The 20,656-nt window shown below is 75.4% G+C and carries 13 protein-coding genes; 1 reads left to right on the plus strand and 12 read right to left on the minus strand.

Features of this window, described 5'->3' with window-relative positions; genetic code table 11:
* Nucleotides 1–84 precede the first annotated feature (84 nt).
* The 5 genes from ACZ407_RS04910 to ACZ407_RS04930 form a co-directional block, all read right to left on the minus strand.
* A complete protein-coding gene (locus ACZ407_RS04910; protein WP_468125551.1) occupies nt 85–3,066 on the minus strand; it encodes an NHLP bacteriocin export ABC transporter permease/ATPase subunit in 2,982 nt (993 codons plus the stop codon).
* A complete protein-coding gene (locus tag ACZ407_RS04915) occupies nt 3,063–5,369 on the minus strand; it encodes an NHLP family bacteriocin export ABC transporter peptidase/permease/ATPase subunit (RefSeq protein ID WP_468125552.1) in 2,307 nt (768 codons plus the stop codon). The genes ACZ407_RS04910 and ACZ407_RS04915 overlap by 4 nt, the downstream gene beginning before the upstream one ends.
* Before the next feature lie 46 nt (nt 5,370–5,415).
* The gene (locus ACZ407_RS04920; RefSeq protein WP_468125554.1) at nt 5,416–6,228 is read right to left on the minus strand and encodes a hypothetical protein; all 813 of its coding nucleotides are present in this window, start codon (nt 6,226–6,228) and stop codon (nt 5,416–5,418) included.
* Nucleotides 6,229–6,248: 20 nt separating this feature from the next.
* Nucleotides 6,249–7,754, minus strand: coding sequence for a SagB family peptide dehydrogenase (locus tag ACZ407_RS04925; protein ID WP_468125556.1), 1,506 nt, complete (start codon nt 7,752–7,754; stop codon nt 6,249–6,251).
* A 109-nt stretch (nt 7,755–7,863) separates the two neighbouring features.
* The gene (locus ACZ407_RS04930; protein WP_468125558.1) at nt 7,864–10,116 is read right to left on the minus strand and encodes a TOMM precursor leader peptide-binding protein; all 2,253 of its coding nucleotides are present in this window, start codon (nt 10,114–10,116) and stop codon (nt 7,864–7,866) included.
* Nucleotides 10,117–10,407: 291 nt separating this feature from the next.
* On the opposite strand from ACZ407_RS04930, the gene ACZ407_RS04935 reads away from it, so the two are divergent.
* Nucleotides 10,408–12,921: a helix-turn-helix transcriptional regulator gene (locus tag ACZ407_RS04935; RefSeq protein WP_468125560.1), complete on the plus strand. Its 2,514-nt coding sequence runs from the start codon at nt 10,408–10,410 to the stop codon at nt 12,919–12,921.
* Between the two features lie 76 nt (nt 12,922–12,997).
* Here ACZ407_RS04935 and ACZ407_RS04940 read toward each other — a convergent pair whose 3' ends face one another.
* The 7 genes from ACZ407_RS04940 to ACZ407_RS04970 all read right to left on the minus strand — a co-directional run bounded on the left by ACZ407_RS04940 (nt 12,998) and on the right by ACZ407_RS04970 (nt 20,638).
* A complete protein-coding gene (locus ACZ407_RS04940) occupies nt 12,998–14,416 on the minus strand; it encodes an NAD(P)/FAD-dependent oxidoreductase (RefSeq protein ID WP_468125562.1) in 1,419 nt (472 codons plus the stop codon).
* 225 nt (nt 14,417–14,641) lie between these two features.
* Entirely contained in the window at nt 14,642–15,307 is a 666-nt protein-coding gene (locus tag ACZ407_RS04945; RefSeq protein WP_468125563.1) for a VOC family protein, read from the minus strand.
* Nucleotides 15,253–15,903: a hypothetical protein gene (locus ACZ407_RS04950; RefSeq protein ID WP_468125565.1), complete on the minus strand. Its 651-nt coding sequence runs from the start codon at nt 15,901–15,903 to the stop codon at nt 15,253–15,255. The genes ACZ407_RS04945 and ACZ407_RS04950 overlap by 55 nt, the downstream gene beginning before the upstream one ends.
* Before the next feature lie 323 nt (nt 15,904–16,226).
* Nucleotides 16,227–17,183 (minus strand): alpha/beta fold hydrolase, encoded by a 957-nt coding sequence (locus tag ACZ407_RS04955; RefSeq protein WP_468125566.1) that lies wholly within the window; start codon nt 17,181–17,183, stop codon nt 16,227–16,229.
* Nucleotides 17,180–18,130, minus strand: a complete 951-nt coding sequence (locus tag ACZ407_RS04960) for a Rieske 2Fe-2S domain-containing protein (protein WP_468125568.1) — start codon at nt 18,128–18,130, stop codon at nt 17,180–17,182. The genes ACZ407_RS04955 and ACZ407_RS04960 overlap by 4 nt, the downstream gene beginning before the upstream one ends.
* A complete protein-coding gene (locus tag ACZ407_RS04965) occupies nt 18,127–19,383 on the minus strand; it encodes a flavin monoamine oxidase family protein (RefSeq protein ID WP_468125570.1) in 1,257 nt (418 codons plus the stop codon). The genes ACZ407_RS04960 and ACZ407_RS04965 overlap by 4 nt, the downstream gene beginning before the upstream one ends.
* Nucleotides 19,376–20,638 carry a cytochrome P450 gene (locus ACZ407_RS04970; protein WP_468125571.1) on the minus strand — a complete coding sequence of 421 codons (1,263 nt, stop codon included), beginning with the start codon at nt 20,636–20,638 and terminating at the stop codon, nt 19,376–19,378. Before ACZ407_RS04970 ends, ACZ407_RS04965 begins: the two co-directional genes overlap by 8 nt.
* Nucleotides 20,639–20,656 lie beyond the last annotated feature (18 nt).

Raw genomic sequence — 20,656 nt, forward strand, 5'->3', positions numbered from 1 at the left:
GGTCGTGGAACGGGTGGAGCGTATCGTTCCGGCCCGATCATCTCACCCGTCACGCGCTGCCGGGACGGACCGGAACCGGCCGACTCAACTCCCGCTGCCCGCACCGGACATCTGCGGCCCGGCCAGCCGCGCGAACAGCCCGTCCGCGTCCGCCATGAGCTGCTCGTACGTGCCCTGCTGGACGATCCGCCCGCGGTCCATCACCACGATCCGGTCGGCGTCGACCACCGTGGACAGCCGGTGCGCGATGACGATCCGGGTGGCGTTCAGCCGGTGCGTGCTCTCGGCCACCAGCCCCTGGGTGGGGTTGTCGAGGGCGCTGGTCGCCTCGTCGAAGAAGACCAGGCGGGGCCGGGCCACCAGGGCCCGGGCGATCATGAGGCGCTGGCGCTGCCCGCCGGAGAGGGTGTTGGTGCCCTCCGAGATCATGGTGTCCATGCCCATCGGCATGGCCCGGACGTCCTCGGCCAGGCCCGTCATCTCGGCGGCCGCCCAGGCGTCGTCCACCGTGTGCCCGCCGGAGCCGATGATGTTGGCGAAGATGGTGCCGGCCTGGAGCGAGCCGTTCTGGAGCACCACCCCGCACTGCCTGCGGACCGCCGAGACGTCCAGCTCGGCCAGGTCCTGGCCGTCGTACAGCAGGCTGCCCGACAGCGGGGTCTCGAAGCCCAGCAGCAGGCGCAGCAGGGTGGACTTGCCGCTGCCGGAGGCGCCCACGACGGCGATGAACTCGCCGGGCTGCACGGTGAGGCTGACGTCGTCCAGGACGAGCGGGCCCTCCTGGCCGTAGCGGAACGACACGTGCGAGACGGCGAGGCGGCCGGAGAGGTCGCCGGGGTCCACCTTGGTGCCGTCGGTCTCCGGCTCCGCTTCGAGGATGGGCTGCAGCCGCTCCAGCATCGGGACCGTGCCGACGGCCGAGACGACGGAGGCGGTGAACTGCAGGCCCGCCGCGAGCAGCAGGTTGAAGGCCGCGTAGAACGGCAGGAAGGTGGCGATCGGCACCTCACCGTGCAGGGGGCCGGCGGTCACCCCGAAGACGACCGCCGAACACACCAGCGGGAAACCGGCGTTGAAGGTGGTGACGCTGTTCTGCACCCGGCGGACCCGGGCGGACAGGGCGTGCCCGCGGGCGGCCAGCCGGGTCCACTCGGCGAAGGCCCGCTCCTCGGCGGCGGCCACCCGCAGCTTGGGCATGGCGGTGAGCATCTGGAAGACCATCGCGGACATGGCCTGCTCGTGCGTGTACTCGCGGCGGGCCCAGCGCAGCTGGAGGCGTCCGGCCACCGCGGCGAACAGCACGCCGACGGCCGTGAGTCCGGTGGCGACCAGGGCCAGGGTCAGGTCGTACCAGAAGACCAGTGCCAGGTTGGCCAGGCCCGTCAGCAGGGCCAGCGTGGCCGTGGTGAGCATGCCGGACAGGAGCTCCTGGGCGGCCGTGACACCGAGCACGGTGGTGCCCAGCTCGCCGGTGGAGTAGCGGCTGAAGAACCCGGCCGGCAGGGACAGCAGCCGGTTCCACAGTCCGGCCTGCATGGCCGCGCCGGACCGGCTCTCCAGCCGCAGCACGGCGAGGTTCTGCACGACGGACAGCGCGGCGGTCACCAGGCCGGAGCCGATGACGACCAGGGCCCCCTGCACGATCAGGTTCCGGTCGGCCTCCGCCACGAACTCGCCGAGCACCTTGCCGGTCATCACCGGGATGATCAGGCCGATCAGGGCGACGAGCGCGCCGGTGAGGGCGAGCCGGGCCAGGTCGCGGCCGTGGCCGAGGGACGGGGAGAGGCCGAACTTCAGCAGGGCGGGGACGCTGCGCACGCCCGTGGGCAGCGGCCGGTACAGCACGACGGCGCCGGGCCGCAGCCGGGCGGCGGTCTCGGCGTCGACGGTGGTGATCCTGCCGTCGTCGACGAGGACGTAGCCCTGGCCGAGGGGCAGCAGGGCCACGGGCCGGCCGGTGACGTGGTAGCCGACCACCGGCCCCAGGTCACGGGTCCACCAGCGGTCCTCCAGCCGGATGGTGCGGGTGCGGAACCCGGAGGCGAGGGCGATGGCGCGCAGGTCCTGGGCGGGGGTGCGGGGGCCGGGCCCGGTGCGGACCGGGGGGCGGACCGAGAAGCCCTGCCGGGAGGCGACCAGCCGCACGGCCGCGAGCATCGGCGCGTCGTCGGCCACGTCCGCGAGCTTCACGCGGGTGCCGGTGTCGTGCAGGACCGCGTCGAACGCGCGGACGGCGGAGGAGAGCACCCGGCCGTCCTGGGCCTGCCGCGCGGCGAGTTCGGCGCGCTCGCGGACCAGTTGGACGGCGATCCGGTGGTCGATGGCGGCGCGCAGCCGGGCGGCGTGCTCGGTCAGCGCGGCCGTCAGCCGGCCCTCCCGGTAGACGGTGAGGAGGGAGGCGGTGGTCAGGAGGGCCGGGCCGCGGGCCCTGACCCAGTCCTGTTCGGTCAGGACCAGCTCGGCACCGGGCCCGACGGGCTCCAGGGCGCTGAGGTCCTCCTCCCCGTCGAGGCCGGCGCCGCCCTCGGTGGCGGGGTCGCCGGGGTCGAGCAGGCCGGAGACCACGCGGACGAACTGCACGCCGTCCACCGAGCGGGCCACGTCGCCCTTGTCGAGTTCGGTGGCCACGGAGGTGCTGAGGGAGGTGAACTGGCGGGGCGCGAGGGCGCCGGGCAGCGCCTCGGCGAGGGCGCTGAGCCCCGCGGTGAGGCCGTCGAGGACCCGGGCGTGGTCGAGCACGGCGCGGCGTTCGCCGGGGGGCCGGGGCAGCGTGGCCCGGCCGAGGCGGACCCCGTTGAGCAGGGCCAGCGGCAGGCGGGTCAGCCGGGCGTCGAGCACGGGCCGGGCGACGACGGTGTGGCGGCTCTCGGCGGCCGTGCCGCACACCACGATCATGCCCGCCTCGGCGCGGCACAGGAAGTGGCGCCGGCCGTGCTCCCCGCCGTCACCGCCGTCCGCCCCGCGTTCCACGGCGAACAGGTCGGCCGCGCCGGATTCCACGTACAGCAGGCTCCCGGGGTCGTCGAGGCAGACGGTCCGGGCGGGGGCGGCGGCGGGACTGCTCACAGCGTGTCCTTCTCGTCGGAGCGGCTGGAGTCGAACAGGGCGGCGTAGCGGCCCCGGGCGGCCAGCAGTTCGTCGTGGGTGCCGCGCTCGGCGATGACGCCCCGGTCGAGCACGATGATCTCGTCGGCGTCGCGCACGGTCGACAGCCGGTGGGCGATGATCAGGCAGGCGCAGCCGCGGCGGCGCAGGTTGTCCATGACGGTGCGCTCGGTGGCCGGGTCGAGGGCGCTGGTGGCCTCGTCGAGGACGAGCAGGGTGGGGCGGGCGGAGAGCGCGCGGGCGAGTTCCAGGCGCTGGCGCTGGCCGCCGCTGAAGTTGCTGCCCTGTTCGCTCACCTTGGCGTTGAGGCCGCCGGGCCGGGACATGACCTCGTCGAAGACGGCGGCGTCCTGGAGGGCGGCGAGGACGACCTCGTCGGGCACGGTGTCGTCCCACAGGGTGAGGTTGTCGCGCACCGTCCCGGCGAACAGGGCCACGTCCTGGTCCACGTACGCCATCGAGGCCGCGAGCACCGTGCGGGGGACCTCCTCGCGGGGCCGGCCGCTGATCCGGATCTGCCCCGAGCGCGGCTCGTACAGGCCGGTCACGAGGCGGCCCACGGTGGACTTGCCGCTGCCGGAGCCGCCGACGATCGCGGTGCGGGAGCCGGGGGCGACGGTGAGGGTGAGCCCGGTGACCACGGGGGCGGCGAGCGGGCCGTAGCCGAACGTGACGTCTTCCAGGGTGAGTTCGCCGTCGAGCCGGTTGGCCGGGACGCCCCGCCCGTCGGCCGCTGCCTCGTCCGTGCCGGGTGCGCCCTCCTGGAACCCGCGGGCCTGCGGGTACTTCTCCACGTCGTGGATGCGCTTGAGGTCGGCGTTCATCTCCTGGAGCCGGCTGCCCAGGTTGGTGAGCTGGGTGACGGGGCGGCTGAGGGCCGCCAGCAGGGTCTGGAAGGTGACGAGGATGCCGACGCTGAGGGTGCCGTCGGCCACCCGCAGGCCGCCGACGAGCAGCATGAGGCCGATGTTGACGACGGCCAGCAGGGGCGGCAGGACGGTGAGCACCGCCGTGGTCTGGCCGAGCCGCTGCTGGGCGGTGGTGACCTTGGCGAGGAAGCCGGCCCAGCGGGTGAAGGCGTCGGGCTCGGCGCCGGTGGCCTTGACGGACTCGATGGTGGAGAGGGTCGCGAAGGTGGTGCCGACCAGGTTGCCGCGGTCGGCGCGCAGGGCGTCCACGGCGTCCTTGCGGGACCGGGACACCAGTTGCAGCACCACGACGTTGAGGGCGGCGGTGCCCAGGCCGACCGCGCCGAGCAGCACGTCGTAGCGGATCATCAGGCCGCCGTAGAAGACCACGAGGGCGAGGTTGATCGTGGTGGCGGCCACGTCGCGGGAGAGGATCATCGCGACGGTGTCGTTGCTCGCCACGCGCTTGGCCACCTCGGCCGGGCGGCGCTGGAGGAAGAACTCGATGGGCAGCCGCAGCAGGTGGCGGAAGAAGCGGGCCGAGGCCACCAGGCCGGTGCGGATCTCCATGCGCAGCAGGTAGTGCTGCTGCACGGACGTGAGGACGAAGACCATCAGGGCGGTGACGGCCATGGCCAGGAGCAGCGGCAGCACGGCCGTGGGCGAGTCCGAGCCGAGCACCCGGTCGAGGAAGACCCGGGAGTAGGCGGCGCCGACGATGCCCGGCACCACCAGGAGCAGGCTGGCGAGCAGGACCAGGGGCAGGGCGCGCCCGGAGGGCAGCCGGCGGTCGAGGAGGGCGGCGGCGGTGCTGCTGCGCTTGCCGCCCGGGGTGAACTCGGGGCCGGGCTCGAAGGTGAGGACGATGCCGGTGTAGCCGGAGTCGAACTCGGACCACTCCATCAGCCGGGGCCCGCTCGCCGGGTCGTTGACGGCGACCTGGGTGCGGCCGAACCGGGTGGTGATGCCCTCGATCACCAGGAAGTGCTGGAAGGCCCAGAAGATGATGACCGGCCCGGTGCGGAGCTTCTCCTGCAGCTGGTCGGTCTCGGCCTGGAAGCCCTTGGCGACCAGCCCGAACGACCGGGCCGCGGCCAGCACGGCGCTGGCCCGGGCGCCGTCCCGGGAGACCCCGCACAGGCCGCGCAGCTCCTCCAGCGGGACGTGCCGCCCGTAGTGGGCGAGGATCATCGACAGGCTGGCCGCGCCGCACTCCACCGCCTCCATCTGGAGGACGGTGGGCACCCGGTGGGCGCGCCGCCGTGCCCAGCGGCGGTTGCGGGACGCGGTGCGCCGGGTGCGGCGGGCGTCCCGACGGGAGGGGGCCACGGGGGGTCGGGTCTTCGTGTCACTCACGGCCGTTTCCTCGGCTTCTCGTCGGGTGTCTCGGCACCGGCGGCGCTCAGCGCCCGAGCACCAGGTCGAACGGCGACTGGGTACGCAGCTCGATGGAGGCGGACACCGAGGTCTGCGAGCTGAGCCGGACCGGCGGGGGCTTGGCGGCGCTCCATGCGTAGCCGGAGGCGGAGCCGGGTTCGGGGACCAGATCGACGGTGACCAGGCGCGGTGCCTGGTCCTGCTGGAAGCTGCGGGCCGCCAGCTCCCCGCCGGCGATCGCCGCGAGGCCCTCGCGGGTCAGCGGGTACGGGTCCACCCGGGTGACCGTGCCGCGCAGCAGGCCGAAGACGGCCGGGGGCGCGGTGGACACGGACAGGTCGACGGGGCGGCCGGGGACCAGCCGGGCGGCCCGGTCGGCGGGCACGAAGACGAGCGCGACGAGGCGGTCGCCGGGCAGGTCGGTGCGCTCGACCGTGGCGACGGTGGTGCCGGCCGGGACGAACTGCCCGGCGGTGAGCGCGGCGCTGATGACCTTGCCCGCGAAGGGGCTGGTGATCGTACGGACCTTCCCGTCCCGGTCGGCGAGGCGGGCCACGGGCTGTCCGGCCCGGACCAGGTCCGCGGGGCGGACCAGCAGGTCCTGCGCCATGCCGGTGTACGGGCTCTGGACCTGGCTGGTGCCGCCGGGGTGGGTCAGGACGCCCGGGGCGTCGACGGTGACGTCGAGCCGGGCGAGCGCCGCCCACACGCAGGCGCCGACCATGACGATGAGCACGACGAAGACGGCGATCCAGCCGCGCGGGGCCGCGAGCATGACGGCCGCGTCGAGCTCGTCCGGCTGCCGCTTGCGCTGGAGCGCCTGGTAGCGGAACTTCACGGCGTGTCCCCCTCCCCGGGTCAGGAGCCCGCGGGGGCGGGGTCGGTGGCGGCGGCGGGGGCCTCGACGGCGGCTGCGGTGGCGGCGGTGGCGGCGGTGGCGGCCGCGGCCCGTCCGCCTGCGGCCCCGCCGACCGGGCGGCTGCCGAGGACGAGTTCGCCGACGGTGCCCTCCAGCAGCGGGTCGCGGCCGGTGGCGGCGGCGAACGCGGAGGTGTCCCCGCCGCCGAGGCCGCACACGGCCAGCCCCATGGCGGTGGCCACCAGGTAGACGGTCTGGTAGAGCACGCCGACGTGCTTGAGGATCAGCGGGTAGGCGACCGTCTCGTACTTCCACATCACGCGGCCGAAGCGGGCCGCGACCAGCAGGACCACGTGCGGGTCGGACGCCATCATGGTGCCGCCGCGGGCCTCCTTGACCAGGGAGGCGGTGGCCGGGCCGGGCGGGCAGACGAGCTCCAGCTCGTGCCGGTCGGCGACGTACCGGTACAGCCCCGGCTCCAGGCCCTCGCAGCGGGTGACCAGAGGGTAGACCTCCAGCTCGTGCACGGCGCCGCCGCTGGGCATCGGGCGGTCGGCGAGCTCCTGGCCGTCGCTGCCGGTGGAGGTGCCGCGGATCCGGACGGTCCGGTAGAGCAGCTCGGCGAGCTGGGCGGCGGTCAGCGGGGCGGCGTCGTCGTGCGCGCGGGTGGAGGTGCGCTGCTCGATGGCCTCGGTGAGGGTCAGGTCCCGGGCGGTGACCGCGGCGAGGTCGGGTACGGGCAGGGCGATCCGCATGCCGCCGTCCCCGGGGGCCACGGCCGGCTCGGGGCCGAAGCGGTCCGCGTGGCGGTAGGTGCCGCCGTATCCGGGGGCGGACGCCGGGGTCCTGGTGCGGGCGTGGAAGGCGAGGTCCACCGGGTCCCACTGGATGCTGCCGCGCTCCTCGGCCTGCGGGTCCGCGCCGGGGCCGCCGGGGGCCAGCGCGCCGGCGGTGGCGAGCAGCCGCAGCAGCGGGGCCGGGACCTCCTCGGTCCAGGTCGTCAGGAGCGGGAGCAGGGCGGTGGCGCCCGCGCCGAGCTCGACGGCCAGCGGGCTGCCGGGGGCGCGCAGCGACAGGGCGCCCTCGGCGGGGGTCAGCAGGGCGTGCCGGCTGAGCCGGACCGGGCCGCGGGGGGCGGGCGCCAGGGCGGTGCTGCCGCGGCCCACGGGCACCAGGCGGGCCACCGGGGTCCCGTCGGGGCCGGTCACCGCGTGCTCGAACAGGCCGCCGGCTTCCAGCCGGGCGCGCAGCAACTGCCAGCGCAGCAGACCGGTTTCGCCGTCGTGGGCGATGACGAGCGCGCCGACCGCGGCCTCGTCGCGGTCGGCCTCGCCGAGGGCGGTCAGCGCGGCCGCGGCCCCGGGGGTGAGGGTGCCCAGGCGCACGGTGCCGCTGCGGGTGGTGAGCTTTCCGTCCGCGAAGGCCCCGCCCCGGGCCAGCCGGCTGGTCAGGGTGTACGCGGCCGTGGCCGGCACCCCGCTCGTCAGTGTGCTCGTAAGGGTCATGGCTCCAGCCCTGGGGAGGCGCGGGCCGGGGCGTGCCCCGGCCGCGGCGGGTGTGGCGGGTGAGCGGTGCCGGCCCCGGGCGGGGCCGGCACGGAAGGAGCGTGGGCGTCTAGAAGAAGACGTTCCAGCTGTTGAGGTCGGCCTCGGCGGTGGGCCGGGCGAGCCGGCCCATGCGGACGGGGGCGTCGTAGAGGCGGCCGGGGCCCAGCCGGCGCCAGAAGTGCCGCAGGCCGGGGGCGATCACCTTGACCACGTTGAGTTCGAGGTCGGGGCGGGTCTGGTCGACGACGATGACCTCGGAGCCGGCCTCCTTGATGCGCTCGACCTGGTCGCGGATGCGGTCGGCGAGGTCGAACCCGGCCTGCGGTCCGACCTTGGTGGCGGGCAGCTCCGGGTCGGGCAGCAGCCAGGGCTCCGAGGCGACGGTGGCCGTCTTCAGCCAGTTCAGCGTCTCCAGGTCGCTGACGAGGTACGCGGTGTCCCCGTTCTCGTCGCGCTTGTCGATCATCGGCAGGAACTGGTTGAGCTCGGTGAGCGCCCGGAAGGCGGCGACGCGCGGGTCCGGGTGGGCGCCGAAGCCGACCATGACGTCCTCGACGCTGTGGCGGCGGCGCGAGGCGGCCGCGTACACCGGCATGCCGAGGTCGGTGGTGATGTCGAGCATCCACAGGTCGCGGTCCATGGCGTCGTAGAAGGAGCGCAGCCGGTCCACGTACGGGTCGTCGAGCGAGTCCATGTCGAAGGCCGGGACGCGCAGCCGGTTGTACCACCAGATGGCGACGGCGTCGCGCTCGGTCAGCTCGCACAGGCCCTGGAGGATCGCTTCTTCGAGGGAGTTGCCCGCGGCGCTGCCGTTGGAGTCGGCGATGCAGAAGAAGTGGTCCTTGAGGTCCGGGTGGCCGTACCAGGAGTAGGCGGCGGGGATCAGCCGCTCCTCGTCGTGGGTGAGGGACCAGCCGGTGGTCCAGTCGATCGGGGTGTCCTCGGGGAACGGGTCCGGCACCTTGTGGAGGCGGTTGGCGGGGTCCTGGTTCCACGCCTTGCGGCCGGCGACCTGCGCCTCGGAGAAGTGCAGCAGGCTGCGGGGGTGGACGGCGGTGGCCGGGTCGAGGTCGCGGTAGGCGGCGCGCTGCACGGGCTCGTCCCCGCGCCAGACGCCGACGTAGCGCTCGACGGCCTCGCAGACGGCGCTGACCTTGGCCTGGATCTCGGAGCGGCCCTTGCCGCCGCTCTGGCCGCGCAGGTTGCGGCGCAGCAGGTCCATGCTGTCGTTGACCATCGCGAAGTTGTGGCCCGCGGCGTAGCTGTAGGTCAGGGTGTTGGACTCGGGCGTGTGGGAGACCAGCTTGGTGATGGCGCCGAGGTGCTGGCTGATGTGCCGCTCCAGGCGGGCGAGGGTGGCCTCGGGGCTGTTGACGCGGTAGCCGCCGTCGCTGGTGTGGACGGCGTCTCCGGAGGCCAGCACGATCTTGGGGCTGCGCCCGCTGTAGACGGCCGGGTCCCCGCAGGAGCGGCACTGGGGCTGGCGGACCAGCGGGTGGTACTCGGTCTTCAGGGTGGCCAGGTCGAGGGTGACCATCTGCCCGCACAGGGCGCCGGGTTCGCCGGTGGCGGTGATCCGGGCGGCCTCGGCGGCGATCAGGCCCGCGGCGGCCAGCGGTCCGGCGGCGATGCCCGCGCGGACCGGGTGGCGGGGCACCGCTTCGCCGCGCTTGTCGGCGAGGTAGCGCTCCAGCTGGCGGTTGCCGGCCAGGCGCTGGGCCAGGCAGGTCCAGCAGCCGGTGTGGTCGGGGTCGAGGAACGGGCCGATCCAGGGCGCCACGCCGCCGGTGCGGGCCAGCAGCCACGGCCGGCCGGCGGCCAGCTGGCGCTCGTTGCGGGTTTCGAGGGCCGGGTCGAGGTAGTCGTCGACGAGGACGACGGAGATGCCCTCCTCCGGCACGGTGTCGAACGCGCCGGTGCGGGCGGCCAGTCCGAGCGCGCGCAGCGCGTCGAGGACCGGGCCGGGGTCGACGCCTTCGGCCGCGGAGACCGTGACGGGGGCGGCGGACACCGTGCGGGCGGGGTCGATGCCCAGGGCGTCCCAGTACGCGAGGGTGGCGTCCGGGAGGTCGGGCCGGCCCTCGGCCAGGTGCCCGGCGGCGCGGAAGCGGGTGATCGCCGAGAACACGGCGGGGACGGGCAGCGTGCCGGCGAGGGCCTGCACGATCTCGGTGACCGTCTTTCGGCCGTCCAGGTGCGGCAGCACGGCCGCGGCGGCCTTGCCGGGCACCAGGTAGTTCTGGCCCTCGGCGTAGAGGAAGACCCGCTCGCCCTCCAGCACTTCGGCGTGGAAATGGGCCTTGAGCCGCGGCTTTTCCATCGGTACCCCCCTGGTTCTCGCGATCGGGCCTGACGTGGCATCGCACCGGCTACACAAACACGAGGCCGACCGCGGGTAAATGCTTCACCTGATACGCAGGAAGGGCCCTCGGATACGTAGCCCCGGAGGCGTTCCATACGTACCGGGACGGGCGCTGCGGAGATCACCGGGGGATGCGCGGCCGCGCACGGAATTCGGCCATCCGCTTGCGCTGCGGGAATCGGGTCCAACTGGGCTGATCCGACTGCCCTTTGCCTTGCCCTGGACCGTACGGAATGCGACATTGACCCAATGCATTCACCCACCGGGGACCTCTACCACCGTGAGCGCGAGATGGACCTCCTCCAGGGGGCCATCGCCGAACTCGCCCTGGGCCGCCCGACCGTGGCCACCATTCACGGGTCCCACGGAATCGGGAAGTCCGCACTGCTCAACGCCGTGCCCCGGATGCTGCCGCCCGGGGCCCTGGTGCTGCGGGCCCGCTGCCATCCGAGCGAGAGCGAGTTCCCGTACAGCATGGTGAGCCAGCTGTTCGACCCGGTCCTCGGGGGCGCCGGCGGCCCGGACACGCCCGTGCCCGCCCTCGGCGGGACCGGGCCCACCCACCAGGACCTGCTGGGCCTGCTGCGCACCACCCGGGCCCTGGCCGTGGACCGGCCGCTGGCCATCCTCGTCGACGACCTGACCAACGCCGACCCGCACTCGATGCGCTGGTTCTCGTACATCGCCCGGCGGCTCGACGACCTGCCGGTGCTGATGGCGGCCACCCTGCCCGCCTCGGCCGCCGCGCAGGTGGCCGAGGAGCTCGGCCCGCTGCCGTACCTGCTGCGGCTGTGGCCGGAGCCGCTGTGTCCGACCTGTACGACCGAGCTGGTCGACCGCGCCTTCGACAGCCCCGTCGACCAGGAGCTGGCGGCGCTCTGCCACACCCTCGCGCACGGGAACCCGCTCGTGCTGCACGACCTGGTGACCCGGCTCAGACGCACCCACGTGCCGGCCGGCTCGCCCGACCCCGAGCAGGTGCTGCCGATCGGGGCGCAGGCCCTCTCGGAGACCGTGCTGGCCTGGCTGGACGAGGACGACCCCTGCGCGAGCGAACTGCTGCGCCAGCTGGCCGTCCTGGGGCCCGAGACCGACCCCGCGGTGTGCGCCGCGCTGTCGGGCCACGGCGAGGTCCACGACCAGCAGGCCCGCGAAACCCTCGTACGGGCCGGGCTCCTGGAGCCCGGTGCGCCCGGCCGCTTCACGCACGCGGCGGTCCGGCCCGCGGTCCTCTCCCGGGTGCCGGCGCACGACCGGCTGCTGCTGCACGGACGGGCCGCGGCCGTCCTCGCACGGCTCGGCGCCCCGGCCCGGCAGACCGCGGAGCACCTGATCCTCGGGGGCTGCGACTGGGGGATCGAGGTGCTGCGCGGCGCGGGCACCCAGGCCTCCGGGACCGGCGACCACGAGTCGGCGGCCCGCTACCTTCGGCGCGCGCTCGCCCTGCTGGAGGGGCGGGACACGCCTGCGGCCGAGGGCGACGAGAGCGCGGCCAAACTCGCACGGGAACGCGAAGAAACCTTTCTGGACCTGACGGTCCGGCTGGGCGCCGCCGAACTCCACCGCGACCTCGACGCCTGCGCGCGGCAGGCCGCGGCCGCCGCCGACAGCCCGCTGGGCCCGGTCCGGCGCGCCGAGGCCCTGGCCCGGCTCGCCTCCCCCGCGCTCGTCTCCCGGGCCGAAGGGGCCCAGCCCTTCGTCCGGGTCGGCGCGGAACTCGCCGCGCTGCCCGCACCCCCGCGCGACCACCTGCTGCGGCTGACCGCCCAGACCCTCCTCACCGGGCACCGCTCCGGCCTGCGCCGGGCGGCCCGGCTGGCCGCCGCGGGGCCCTGGGACCCGGCCGCGCACGTCTTCGCCGGGGCCCTCGCCGCGGCCGCCGCCGCCGGCGGACGCCTCGGCACGGCACGCCGGATGGCCCTGCGCGTCGCGGGCGGCCCGACCGGCACGGCCCAGGGAACGGCGGCCGGTTCGCTGGGCGCCGCCCTGGCCCTGACCTGGTCCGGCGACCTCCCCGGCGCCGCGGACCTCGCCGACCGGCTGATCACCCTGGCGCGCGCGTCGGACGACCGCGCCACCGCACTCCTCGCGCACCTCGTCCGCAGCGAGGTCCGCCACCGCCGCGGCGAACACGGCCCCGCGCTCGCCGACGCCGAGACCGCCCTGCACCTCGCCCGCCGGCTGAACGCCCCCGCCCTGGCCGGCGCGGCCGCCGCGGCCGCCGCCCGCGCCCTCGTGGGCCTGGGCCGGGTCGCCGAGGCGGCCGCCGTGCTGACCGAGGAGACGGCGGCCGGGGACGCGCACCCGTTCATCAAGGCCCTGTCCCTCCAGGCCCAGGGCACGGTCGCCGCGGCCCGCGGCGACCACGCCACCGCCGTCCTGCTGTTCCTCGACTGCGGGCACCGGCTCGCGCTGCGCGGCATCACCAACCCCGCCTGCGTGACCTGGCGCGCCCAGGCGGCCGCCTCGTACCGGGCCCTGGGCGAGGAAACCGCCGCGGCCACGATCCTCGACGGCGTGCCCCGGCAGCCCTCCCCGGCGGCGCCGCGGTCCCAGCCGGGGCGCGAGCGCACCCTGCTCAGCCCCGCGGAGCAGCGGGTGGCGGAGCTGGTGGTGCGCGGCAGCTCCAGCCTGGAGGTCGCGGAGAAGCTGTTCCTCAGCAAGCGCACCGTCGACACCCACCTGGGCCGCATCTACCGCAAGCTCGGCATCCACAGCCGCCGGGAGCTGGCCGGCGCGATCGGCGAGGAGATGCCGCTGTGAGGACGGGAGGCGGGCGGCGCCGGCAACCGGCCCCGCCACCCGCTCGCGCCCACGGCCCCGGCCACGGCCCCGGGGATCAGGCGCGGGCCGCCTCCGCGGACCGGCCGGACCGGCCGATGCCCAGCCGGGGAGAGGTCCTCAGGTAGAGCCCGGTCGCCACGTCGTGGCCGACGAGGCCGCGCTTCGCGGACATCCGGTCGGCCAGGACCTCGGCGGGCAGCGGACCGGCGCCGCCCGCGCGCTGCGCGTCGTCCAGGTCCAGGGCCCCGGCGGTCAGCGCCGCGAAGGCCTCGCTGTCCGGTGCGGAGCGCAGCGGGGCCGCGTTCGCCTCGCGGTCCATCAGCTCCGGGTGGCGGCCGCGCGCGAGCCGCTGGGCGAGCCAGAAGTACGTGGCCTTGCCGCGGTACTGCTCGTAGAAGCCGGACACCATCGAGTACATGCGGGCGTACGCGTTGCGGTAGAGGGCCTCGTAGAACGACCGCGCCTCGTCCTCGGTCACCTCGCCCGCGTCGGCCGCCAGGATCGACGCGGCGGCCAGCATGCCGCTGTACATGCCGAGGTGGACACCGGTCGACAGCAGCGGGTCCAGGAAGCACGCGGAGTCGCCGGCGAGGAAGTAGCCGGGGCCGCAGAAGCTCTCCGCCGTGTACGAGAAGTCCTGCTCGACGCGCACGTCGTGCTGGAACGCGGCGTTCGCGACCAGCTCCCGCACCGACTCCGACTCCTGCACGGCGTCCAGGAACAGGGCCTCCATGCCCTCCGCGCCGGCGGCGTACCGCTGCTTGCGCTTGAGGAAGTGGTCCTGGTGGGTCACGAAGCCGACGCTGTACACGTCGCCCTTGAGCGGGATGACCCAGTACCAGCCCTCGGGGGCGGAGATGACGTTGATGCCGCCGCGGGGGGTGCGCGGCAGCAGCGCCGCGCCGCGGTAGTAGCCCCAGACGGCCACGTTGCGGAACACGTCGTGCGGGGTGCGGTTGTCCAGGTGCCGCACCGAGATCAGGCCCGCCCGGCCGGTGGCGTCGATGACGTGGTCGGCGCGGGAGGTGTGCTCCCGGCCCTCGTGGGTCCACTCGACGCCCGCCGCGCGGCCGTCCTCGAAGAGGACCTTGCGGGCCTGGGCGCCCTCGACCACCTCGACCCCCTGGGAGGCGGCGTGCCGCAGCAGGACCTCGTCGAAGTCGGCGCGGTCGACCTGCCAGGAGGTCTGGGCGTCGGTGCCGAAGATCTCGGGCCAGTCCACGACCCAGTCCCGCTCGGCGCCCCACCGCAGCAGCAGGCCCTCCTTGACCTGGTAGCCGCGCTCCTCCACCTTCTCCAGCGCGCCGGCCAGCTCGATGATGGACCGGCAGGACGTCGCCACGGATTCCCCGATGTGGTACCGCGGGAAATGGGCGCGCTCCAGCAGTTTCACCCGCGCGCCCGCGCGGGCCAGCAGCGTCGCGGCGATGGAGCCGGCCGGCCCACCACCCATGACCACGATCTCGGATGCCATCGCTTTACCTTCCCCCATTCCCCCGACGCAATTCCGCCGTATTCCGCTACGCCGGAAGGCGCAGCGGATAATGCCTGCGGCGGACGCCTCGCATCGGCTTTTCCTCGGCCGCAACGACCTTCGCACGGCCCGGGGCCCAAATGAACAGGAGCCGATGCGCAGCGGGTGATTAAGTACCGTGCGGATTGCGTAATCGGGGGAACGGGGGAACGGGGGAACGGGGATTCAGCGCCGGGCCGGGCCGAAGTCCTGCGTCACGCCGAACACCGCGCCCCAGGGATCGCTCAGCAGCCCCGGGGCGAGGACGCGGGCGCCCGCGGCACGCGCGAGGTCCTCGAAAGCGCGGATGTCGGCCACCGCGAACCGCGGCACCCAGCGCGTGTCCGCCGCCTCCTCGGTCTCCGGCCGGGCGCCGCAGACCTCCCGGTAGAAGTCGCCCGACTCCACCGGCCGCGGCGTGTGCAGGGCCGCGCCGGCCATCGCGCCGGGCTCGTCGACGAGCACCACTCCCTCCTCGTGGGCGCCCTGCCACAGCCCGAAGGCCGCGCCCGCCGGGTCCACGGCGAGGCTGAGGCGGCCGTTGCCGCCGGCCGGGAAGCCCGCCACCACCACCTGGGCGCCGTGCCGCTCGGCCCGCTGCCGCGCGGCGTCGAGGTCCTTCGCGGCGAGGTAGACGGTCCACGCCGAGCCGAAGCGCGGCCCGGCCGGACTGGGCCCGAGGCCGCCGACGATCTCGCCGCCGAGCAGCACCAGGTGGTAGCCGTGGCCGCCCTCGGGCCGGAACTCCCAGCCGAAGAGGGCCGCGTAGAAGTCCTTGGCCCCGGTGGGATCGACCCCTACGTGGTCGATCCAGCAAGGAGTTCCGTCAGCGTACGAGGTGCGGCGGGGCACGGCACGAGTCCCTTCGGGGCGGTCGCGGTCAGTCGTTCGTCGAGCAGGTCGGCGGCCTCTTCGGCGCCGCCGGACTCCGGCAGCAGCAGGCGCATCCGGGGGGTGGCCGCGAAGGCGGGGTCGGCGGCGGCCTCCGGGGGCCACACCGAGGCGGCGAAGTCCCAGTCCTCCAGCCGGGTCCGCTGCGCACCCGCGCTGCAGAGCCGTACGAGCGTGGCCGGGCCCAGCCGTTCGCCGATGTCCGCCGTGGCGATCAGCCGCTCCGGGCGGACCATGACGGACGGGCCGGACAGCGGGGAGCAGACCGGCCGCACGTCGCTGCCGGGACGGTCGGCGAGGCCCGCGGCCCGGGCCGCCTCCAGGGCGGGGCCCCGCAGTTCGAGGGGCAGCTGGTAGGGCAGCGTCTCCCCGGTGACCCGGTCGACGACCAGGTACTGGCCGGAAACCATGCGCCAGCCGCGCGCGCCGAGGGCGAGCGCCACCGAGTTCCGCGGCGAGCCGAGTCCGCCGACCAGGGCGACCACGCCGGTGCCCTTGGCCAGCACGGCGGCCTGCACGACCGCGTACGGGTGCTCCAGGACGGCGAAGGGCGGCAAGACTGGCGGGATTCCGCCTATGCCGTGATAGGCCCAACGGCGTAGGAGGCGCCCCTCCGGGTCGAGCACGCGCACTTCGCGACCCGTCTGCCCCGCCCCGCTGTTCGGAGCGAAATGCAGGGTCAGTGCGTTGCCCGCAGGCCTCGACCGTTCCTCGATCAGATGTCGGCCGAAGTAAAAGCCGAGGTCAGGGCCCTCCACCAAGCCGATCACTTGGAGGATCGCCCCAAAGAACTCAAGCGCAAAAATCGGCATGTCCCCCCAGACCCCCAATTTGCTTCCCTTGATCACTTTAGACGGGCGCCGCCGCGCCCATTAAGCGACTAACAGGCCAACAGGTGCTCCCGGAGCAGCGGCGCCACCGTCCACGGCTGTTCGAGAAGCGGCAGGTGACCGGCGCCGGGCACCACGTGGGTGCGGCAGTCCGGCACCACCCGGGACAGCAGGGCGGCATTGTCGTGGAATACCGGCATGTCCTCGCTTCCGGTCAGTGCGAACGTACGAGCCGTGATCCGCGCCAGGTCCGCCGCGCCGTGCACGTGGGCGCCGAGCCCCGCCATCGCCCCGTCGTCCAGCTCCGCCCAGGAGTGCCGGGACACCACGGACCGCAGCTCGGCGCGGAGCACCGGATGGGCCTCGGTGCCCTTGAAGATGTCCGGGGGCGCCGCCATCCACAGGTCGGCCAGCTGCCCGGCCGCCTCCGCCCCCCGCATCCGGCGCAGCATCAGCAGCTCGATGTACCGCTTGCGGGCCGCCGGGTCGGGCGGGCCCCCGGCGGGGGTCGGCGCGCCGACGACGAGCCGGTCCACCTCGTCCGGGTGGGCGAGCGCCGCCTCCAGCGCGACGGTCGAGCCGAAGGACAGGCCCACCCACCGCCGGGCCCCCTCCGCACGGGCCAACCCCATGACCCGGGCCGCGAGTTGGGGCATGGTCACCCCCGGGCGCAGCGCCTCGGAGCCGCCGTGCCCGGGCAGGTCCACGCCGACGTGGCGCAGCCCGGGGAGCAGCCGCCACAGGGGCCGCCACAGGGTGGCGTCCATGGTGTAGCCGTGCACCCACAGCACGGTGGGGCCGCTGCCGTACTCCAGCGTGCGCAGCCCGTCGTACGCGCCTTCCCGCTCGCCGGGCAACGGCGTGCGGGAGACGTGGTGTTCGGCCCCGGCGGCGGTCGCGGCTGCGGTTCCGGTTGCGGTTCCGGCTGCGGTTCCGGCTGCGGGTGCGGCCCCGGCCGCGGTCCCACTCCCGGCCCCGGCAGCGGTCCCGGTTCCCGCGGCGGTCACAGCTCCTCTCCGCCCACGGGCAGGTCGCCCAGCTCGGCGAACCCGGCGCAGAACTCCCGGTAGGCGACCACGGCCGCGTCGGCCGCGTCGAAGCGCGGGGCCATCCGCGGGTTGAGGTTCTCCCACACCACCACGTCCTCCTCCACGGCCCGTTCGCTGCCGGCGACCAGGTGGGGCAGCTGGTCCTCGCGGCCCGCGCGCACCCCGAGGGCCACCCGGACCACACAGCCCCCCTGCCCGTCGGGCACGGCGCCGGTGACGATGACGTGCACCTCGTCGGCCGGGCCGAACTCGGTGACGACGACGCCGGGGCTGTACGCGCGGCCGTGGAAGCGCGGCACGTACGGCCCGGCATCCGGAGCCGACTCGCCGCGGTCGGCCCGCCAGGGCGACGAGGGCATCGGGAACTCCCCGTCCATCACCAACTCGCCGCTGGCACCGGTGGAATGCTTCATCCCGCAGATCCGGTAGACCTTGTGCACGGCCTGGAAGTGCTCGATGTCGAAGACGTTCTCGACGATGATGTCCACCGGCGCGTTCACCGGCCGCTCCACCGCCTTGACCAGCGGCATCGAGTCGGCGAGCTCCTTGAGCAGGGTGCGCAGCCCGCGGTCGTCGTCCGGGCCGTCGGTGAGGCGTACGAAGACGGCCTCGCCGCACTCCACGACCTCGTGCTCCCGCACCCAGGGCCGGCTGCCCCCGCCCGAGGGCTGCCCCATCCCGATGCGCCGGCCGTGGAACGGGCAGACCAGGCAGCCGCCGTCCACCCGGCCCCCGTAGCCGAGATGGGCGCCGCGGTGCGGGCAGTCGGCGTCGTAGACCCGCAGCCGGCCCTCCCTGCGCACCGCCACCAGACGGCGGTTGCCGAGGGCCAGCGGGACCACCTCGCCGTCCAGGTCGGATGCGAACGCGGCCAGGTACCACCCCGAGTGGATCTTCACTGTCACTGCTTCCCCGCCTCCAGAACTTCCTGTGCGGCGCGCCGCCCGTCGGCGTACGCACCCTGCAGCCACGGCAGCGCGCGCCCGGCCACCGCGGCCTCCCCCGCGAAGAACACCCGTCCCCCGCGCCCGCCCAGCGGACGGGCCCAGTCCCGGGCCGCCCGGTCCGAGCCCGGTCCCGGCGCGCAGAACGCCCCGCCGCTGTACGGGTCGGCGGCCCAGTCGGCGGTCGCCACGTCCACGACCCCGACGCCCGCGGTCCACGGCAGCGCCACGGCCAGCAGCGCGGCGAGGCGGACCGCGGACCCGGCCGCCTCCCGGACGCAGGCGGCCGCCGCGGCCTTGGCCACGATCAGCACCTCGGGCCGGCCCTGCCGGCACGAGACGAACCCGCCGACCCCGTCCGCGTCGAAGGCGCAGGCCGTCTCCGGGGCCGGACCCGCCAGGGTGACCACCGCGCAGAACCCGTCGCCGGGTGCCAGCGTCCGCGCCGCGGCCGTCTTCTCCGGGCCGAGCCCGTCGACGGTGAGCAGGCCGCCGGCGACCACGGCGGGCGGGACCGCGAGGACCGCCCGGTCGGCGGTCAGCTCCCCGTCACCGGTGACGACGCGCACCCCGCCCCCGGGCAGCGTTTCGATCCGGCGGACGGGGGTGCCCGTGCGCACGTCCAGGCCCTCGGCGAGGGCGCGGGGCAGCAGGTCCATGCCCTCGGGGACGGTGAACTCCCCGCGGCCGCCGCCGTCCCGGCGCACCGCGGCCGCCACCCCGGCGGCGTCGAGGCGGTCGGGGTCCGCGGCCCAGGTCTGGCGCACCCACTCGCGGGCCGTGGCCGCCTCGGCGGGGGTGGCACCGCTCGCCGCCAGCCAGCCGCCGACGCTGAGGCCGCCGCCCTGCTCCGGGGCGCGGCCGGGCTCCGGGGCGTACCCGGCGAGCCGGCCCTCCAGCACCCACGGCGGGTTCGCCCCGCGGGCGAGGAGGCCCATGGGGCGGGCGACGCGGCCGGACACGACGTACGCGGCCGCCGGGCGGGGCGCGGCGGGCAGCGGGCCGAGGAGGGTGTGGGCCGGGTTCCGGTCCCCGTGCACGATCTGCGCCCCGAGTTCCAGGGCGGGCCCGCCGTCGGCCGGGCGGAAGGTGCGGATGCGTCCGCCGATCCGGGGCCGGGCCTCCAGGACCAGGGCGGAGACCCCGGCCTGGGCGAGGCGCTGGGCGCAGGCCAGTCCGGCGATGCCGGCTCCGATCACGACCACCTCAGGCATGCGCGCCCTCCAGCCCGGCCGCGTCCCGTACGCCTGCACCCCGTACGCCTGCATCCCGTACGTCCGCCCCGTCCGCGTCCGCCCCCAGCGCGACCGGGAGGGCCGTGAGGCGGCGCGGGATCAGGGACGGCGCCCAGCGCGGGTCCGGGCCCGCGATGACGGCCTGGGGGAAGCGGCGGACGATCCTGCCCAGCAGCACCGCACCGGACTGCTTCACCAGGCGGGCGGCCAGGCAGAAGTGCGGGCCGCCGCCGAAGGCCAGGTGCGGGTTGGGCCGCCGGTCCCACACCAGCTCGTCCGGGTCGGCGAAGACGGCCGGGTCCCGGTTGGCGGCGGCGACGACCGCGAGGACCCGCTGCCCCGCGGGGATCCGGCCGCCGGCCAGCTCGGCCTCGCGGACGGTGACGCGGGCGGTGAAGGGGATCGGTGCCTCGAGCCGCAGCAGTTCGTCCACGGCCGTCTCGGCCGCGTCCTGGCCGCCCGCGCGCAGGGCGGCCCGTACCTCGGGCCGCGGCAGCAGCCAGTAGAGGGCGTTGCCGACGGCCTCCGCGAGCGGCTGCCAGCCGCCCACGACGGCGAGGCCGAGGACGCCCAGCATCTCCTGCCGGGTCAGCCGGGGGTCGGCGGCCAGCCGGCCCAGCGGGCAGGCCGGATCGGCCTCCCCGGCGTGCGCGTCGAGGAAGCGGGTCAGCTCGCCCATGGCGGCCCGGCCCAGCCGGGCGACGTGCGGCGGGGCGAGGGGGTCGAGGTTGACGGACGCGGCACGGGCCAGCTGCGCGAGGGTGCCGTGCTGCTCCCCGGGCAGCCCGAACAGCCGGGCCAGCACCGCCGTGGCCAGCGGGGCGCCGAGCTCTTCCACGGCGTCCACGGGCGTGCCGCGCTCCACGGCCCGGTCGAGCAGGGCGTCGGCGTCCGCGGCAATGGCGTCCGCCACCGAGGCGAGGGCGGCCGGGCCGAGCAGCAGGGCGCCGGGAGCCCGCAGCCGGGCGTGGTCGGCGCCGTCGGTGGTCAGCATGGAGACCGGCAGGTCGTCGTCCCGGGTCCGCTCGCGCTGGCCCGCGGCCGCGGAGAACGCCGGGTCCTTGAGCAGCGCCGCGCAGTCGGCGTACCCGGTGACCAGCCACACGCCGGTCATCGGGTCGCGGTGCACGGGCTCGTGGGCCCGCAGCCAGGCGTACGCCGGGTACGGATCGGTGCGCCCGGCGGGGCTGAAGGGATGGGCCAGGTGGGCGGGCAGCCCGGCGGTCTCGGTCATCTACGCGTTCTCCTGTTC

This window comes from Streptomyces sp. NPDC030809 (genome assembly GCF_055572195.1).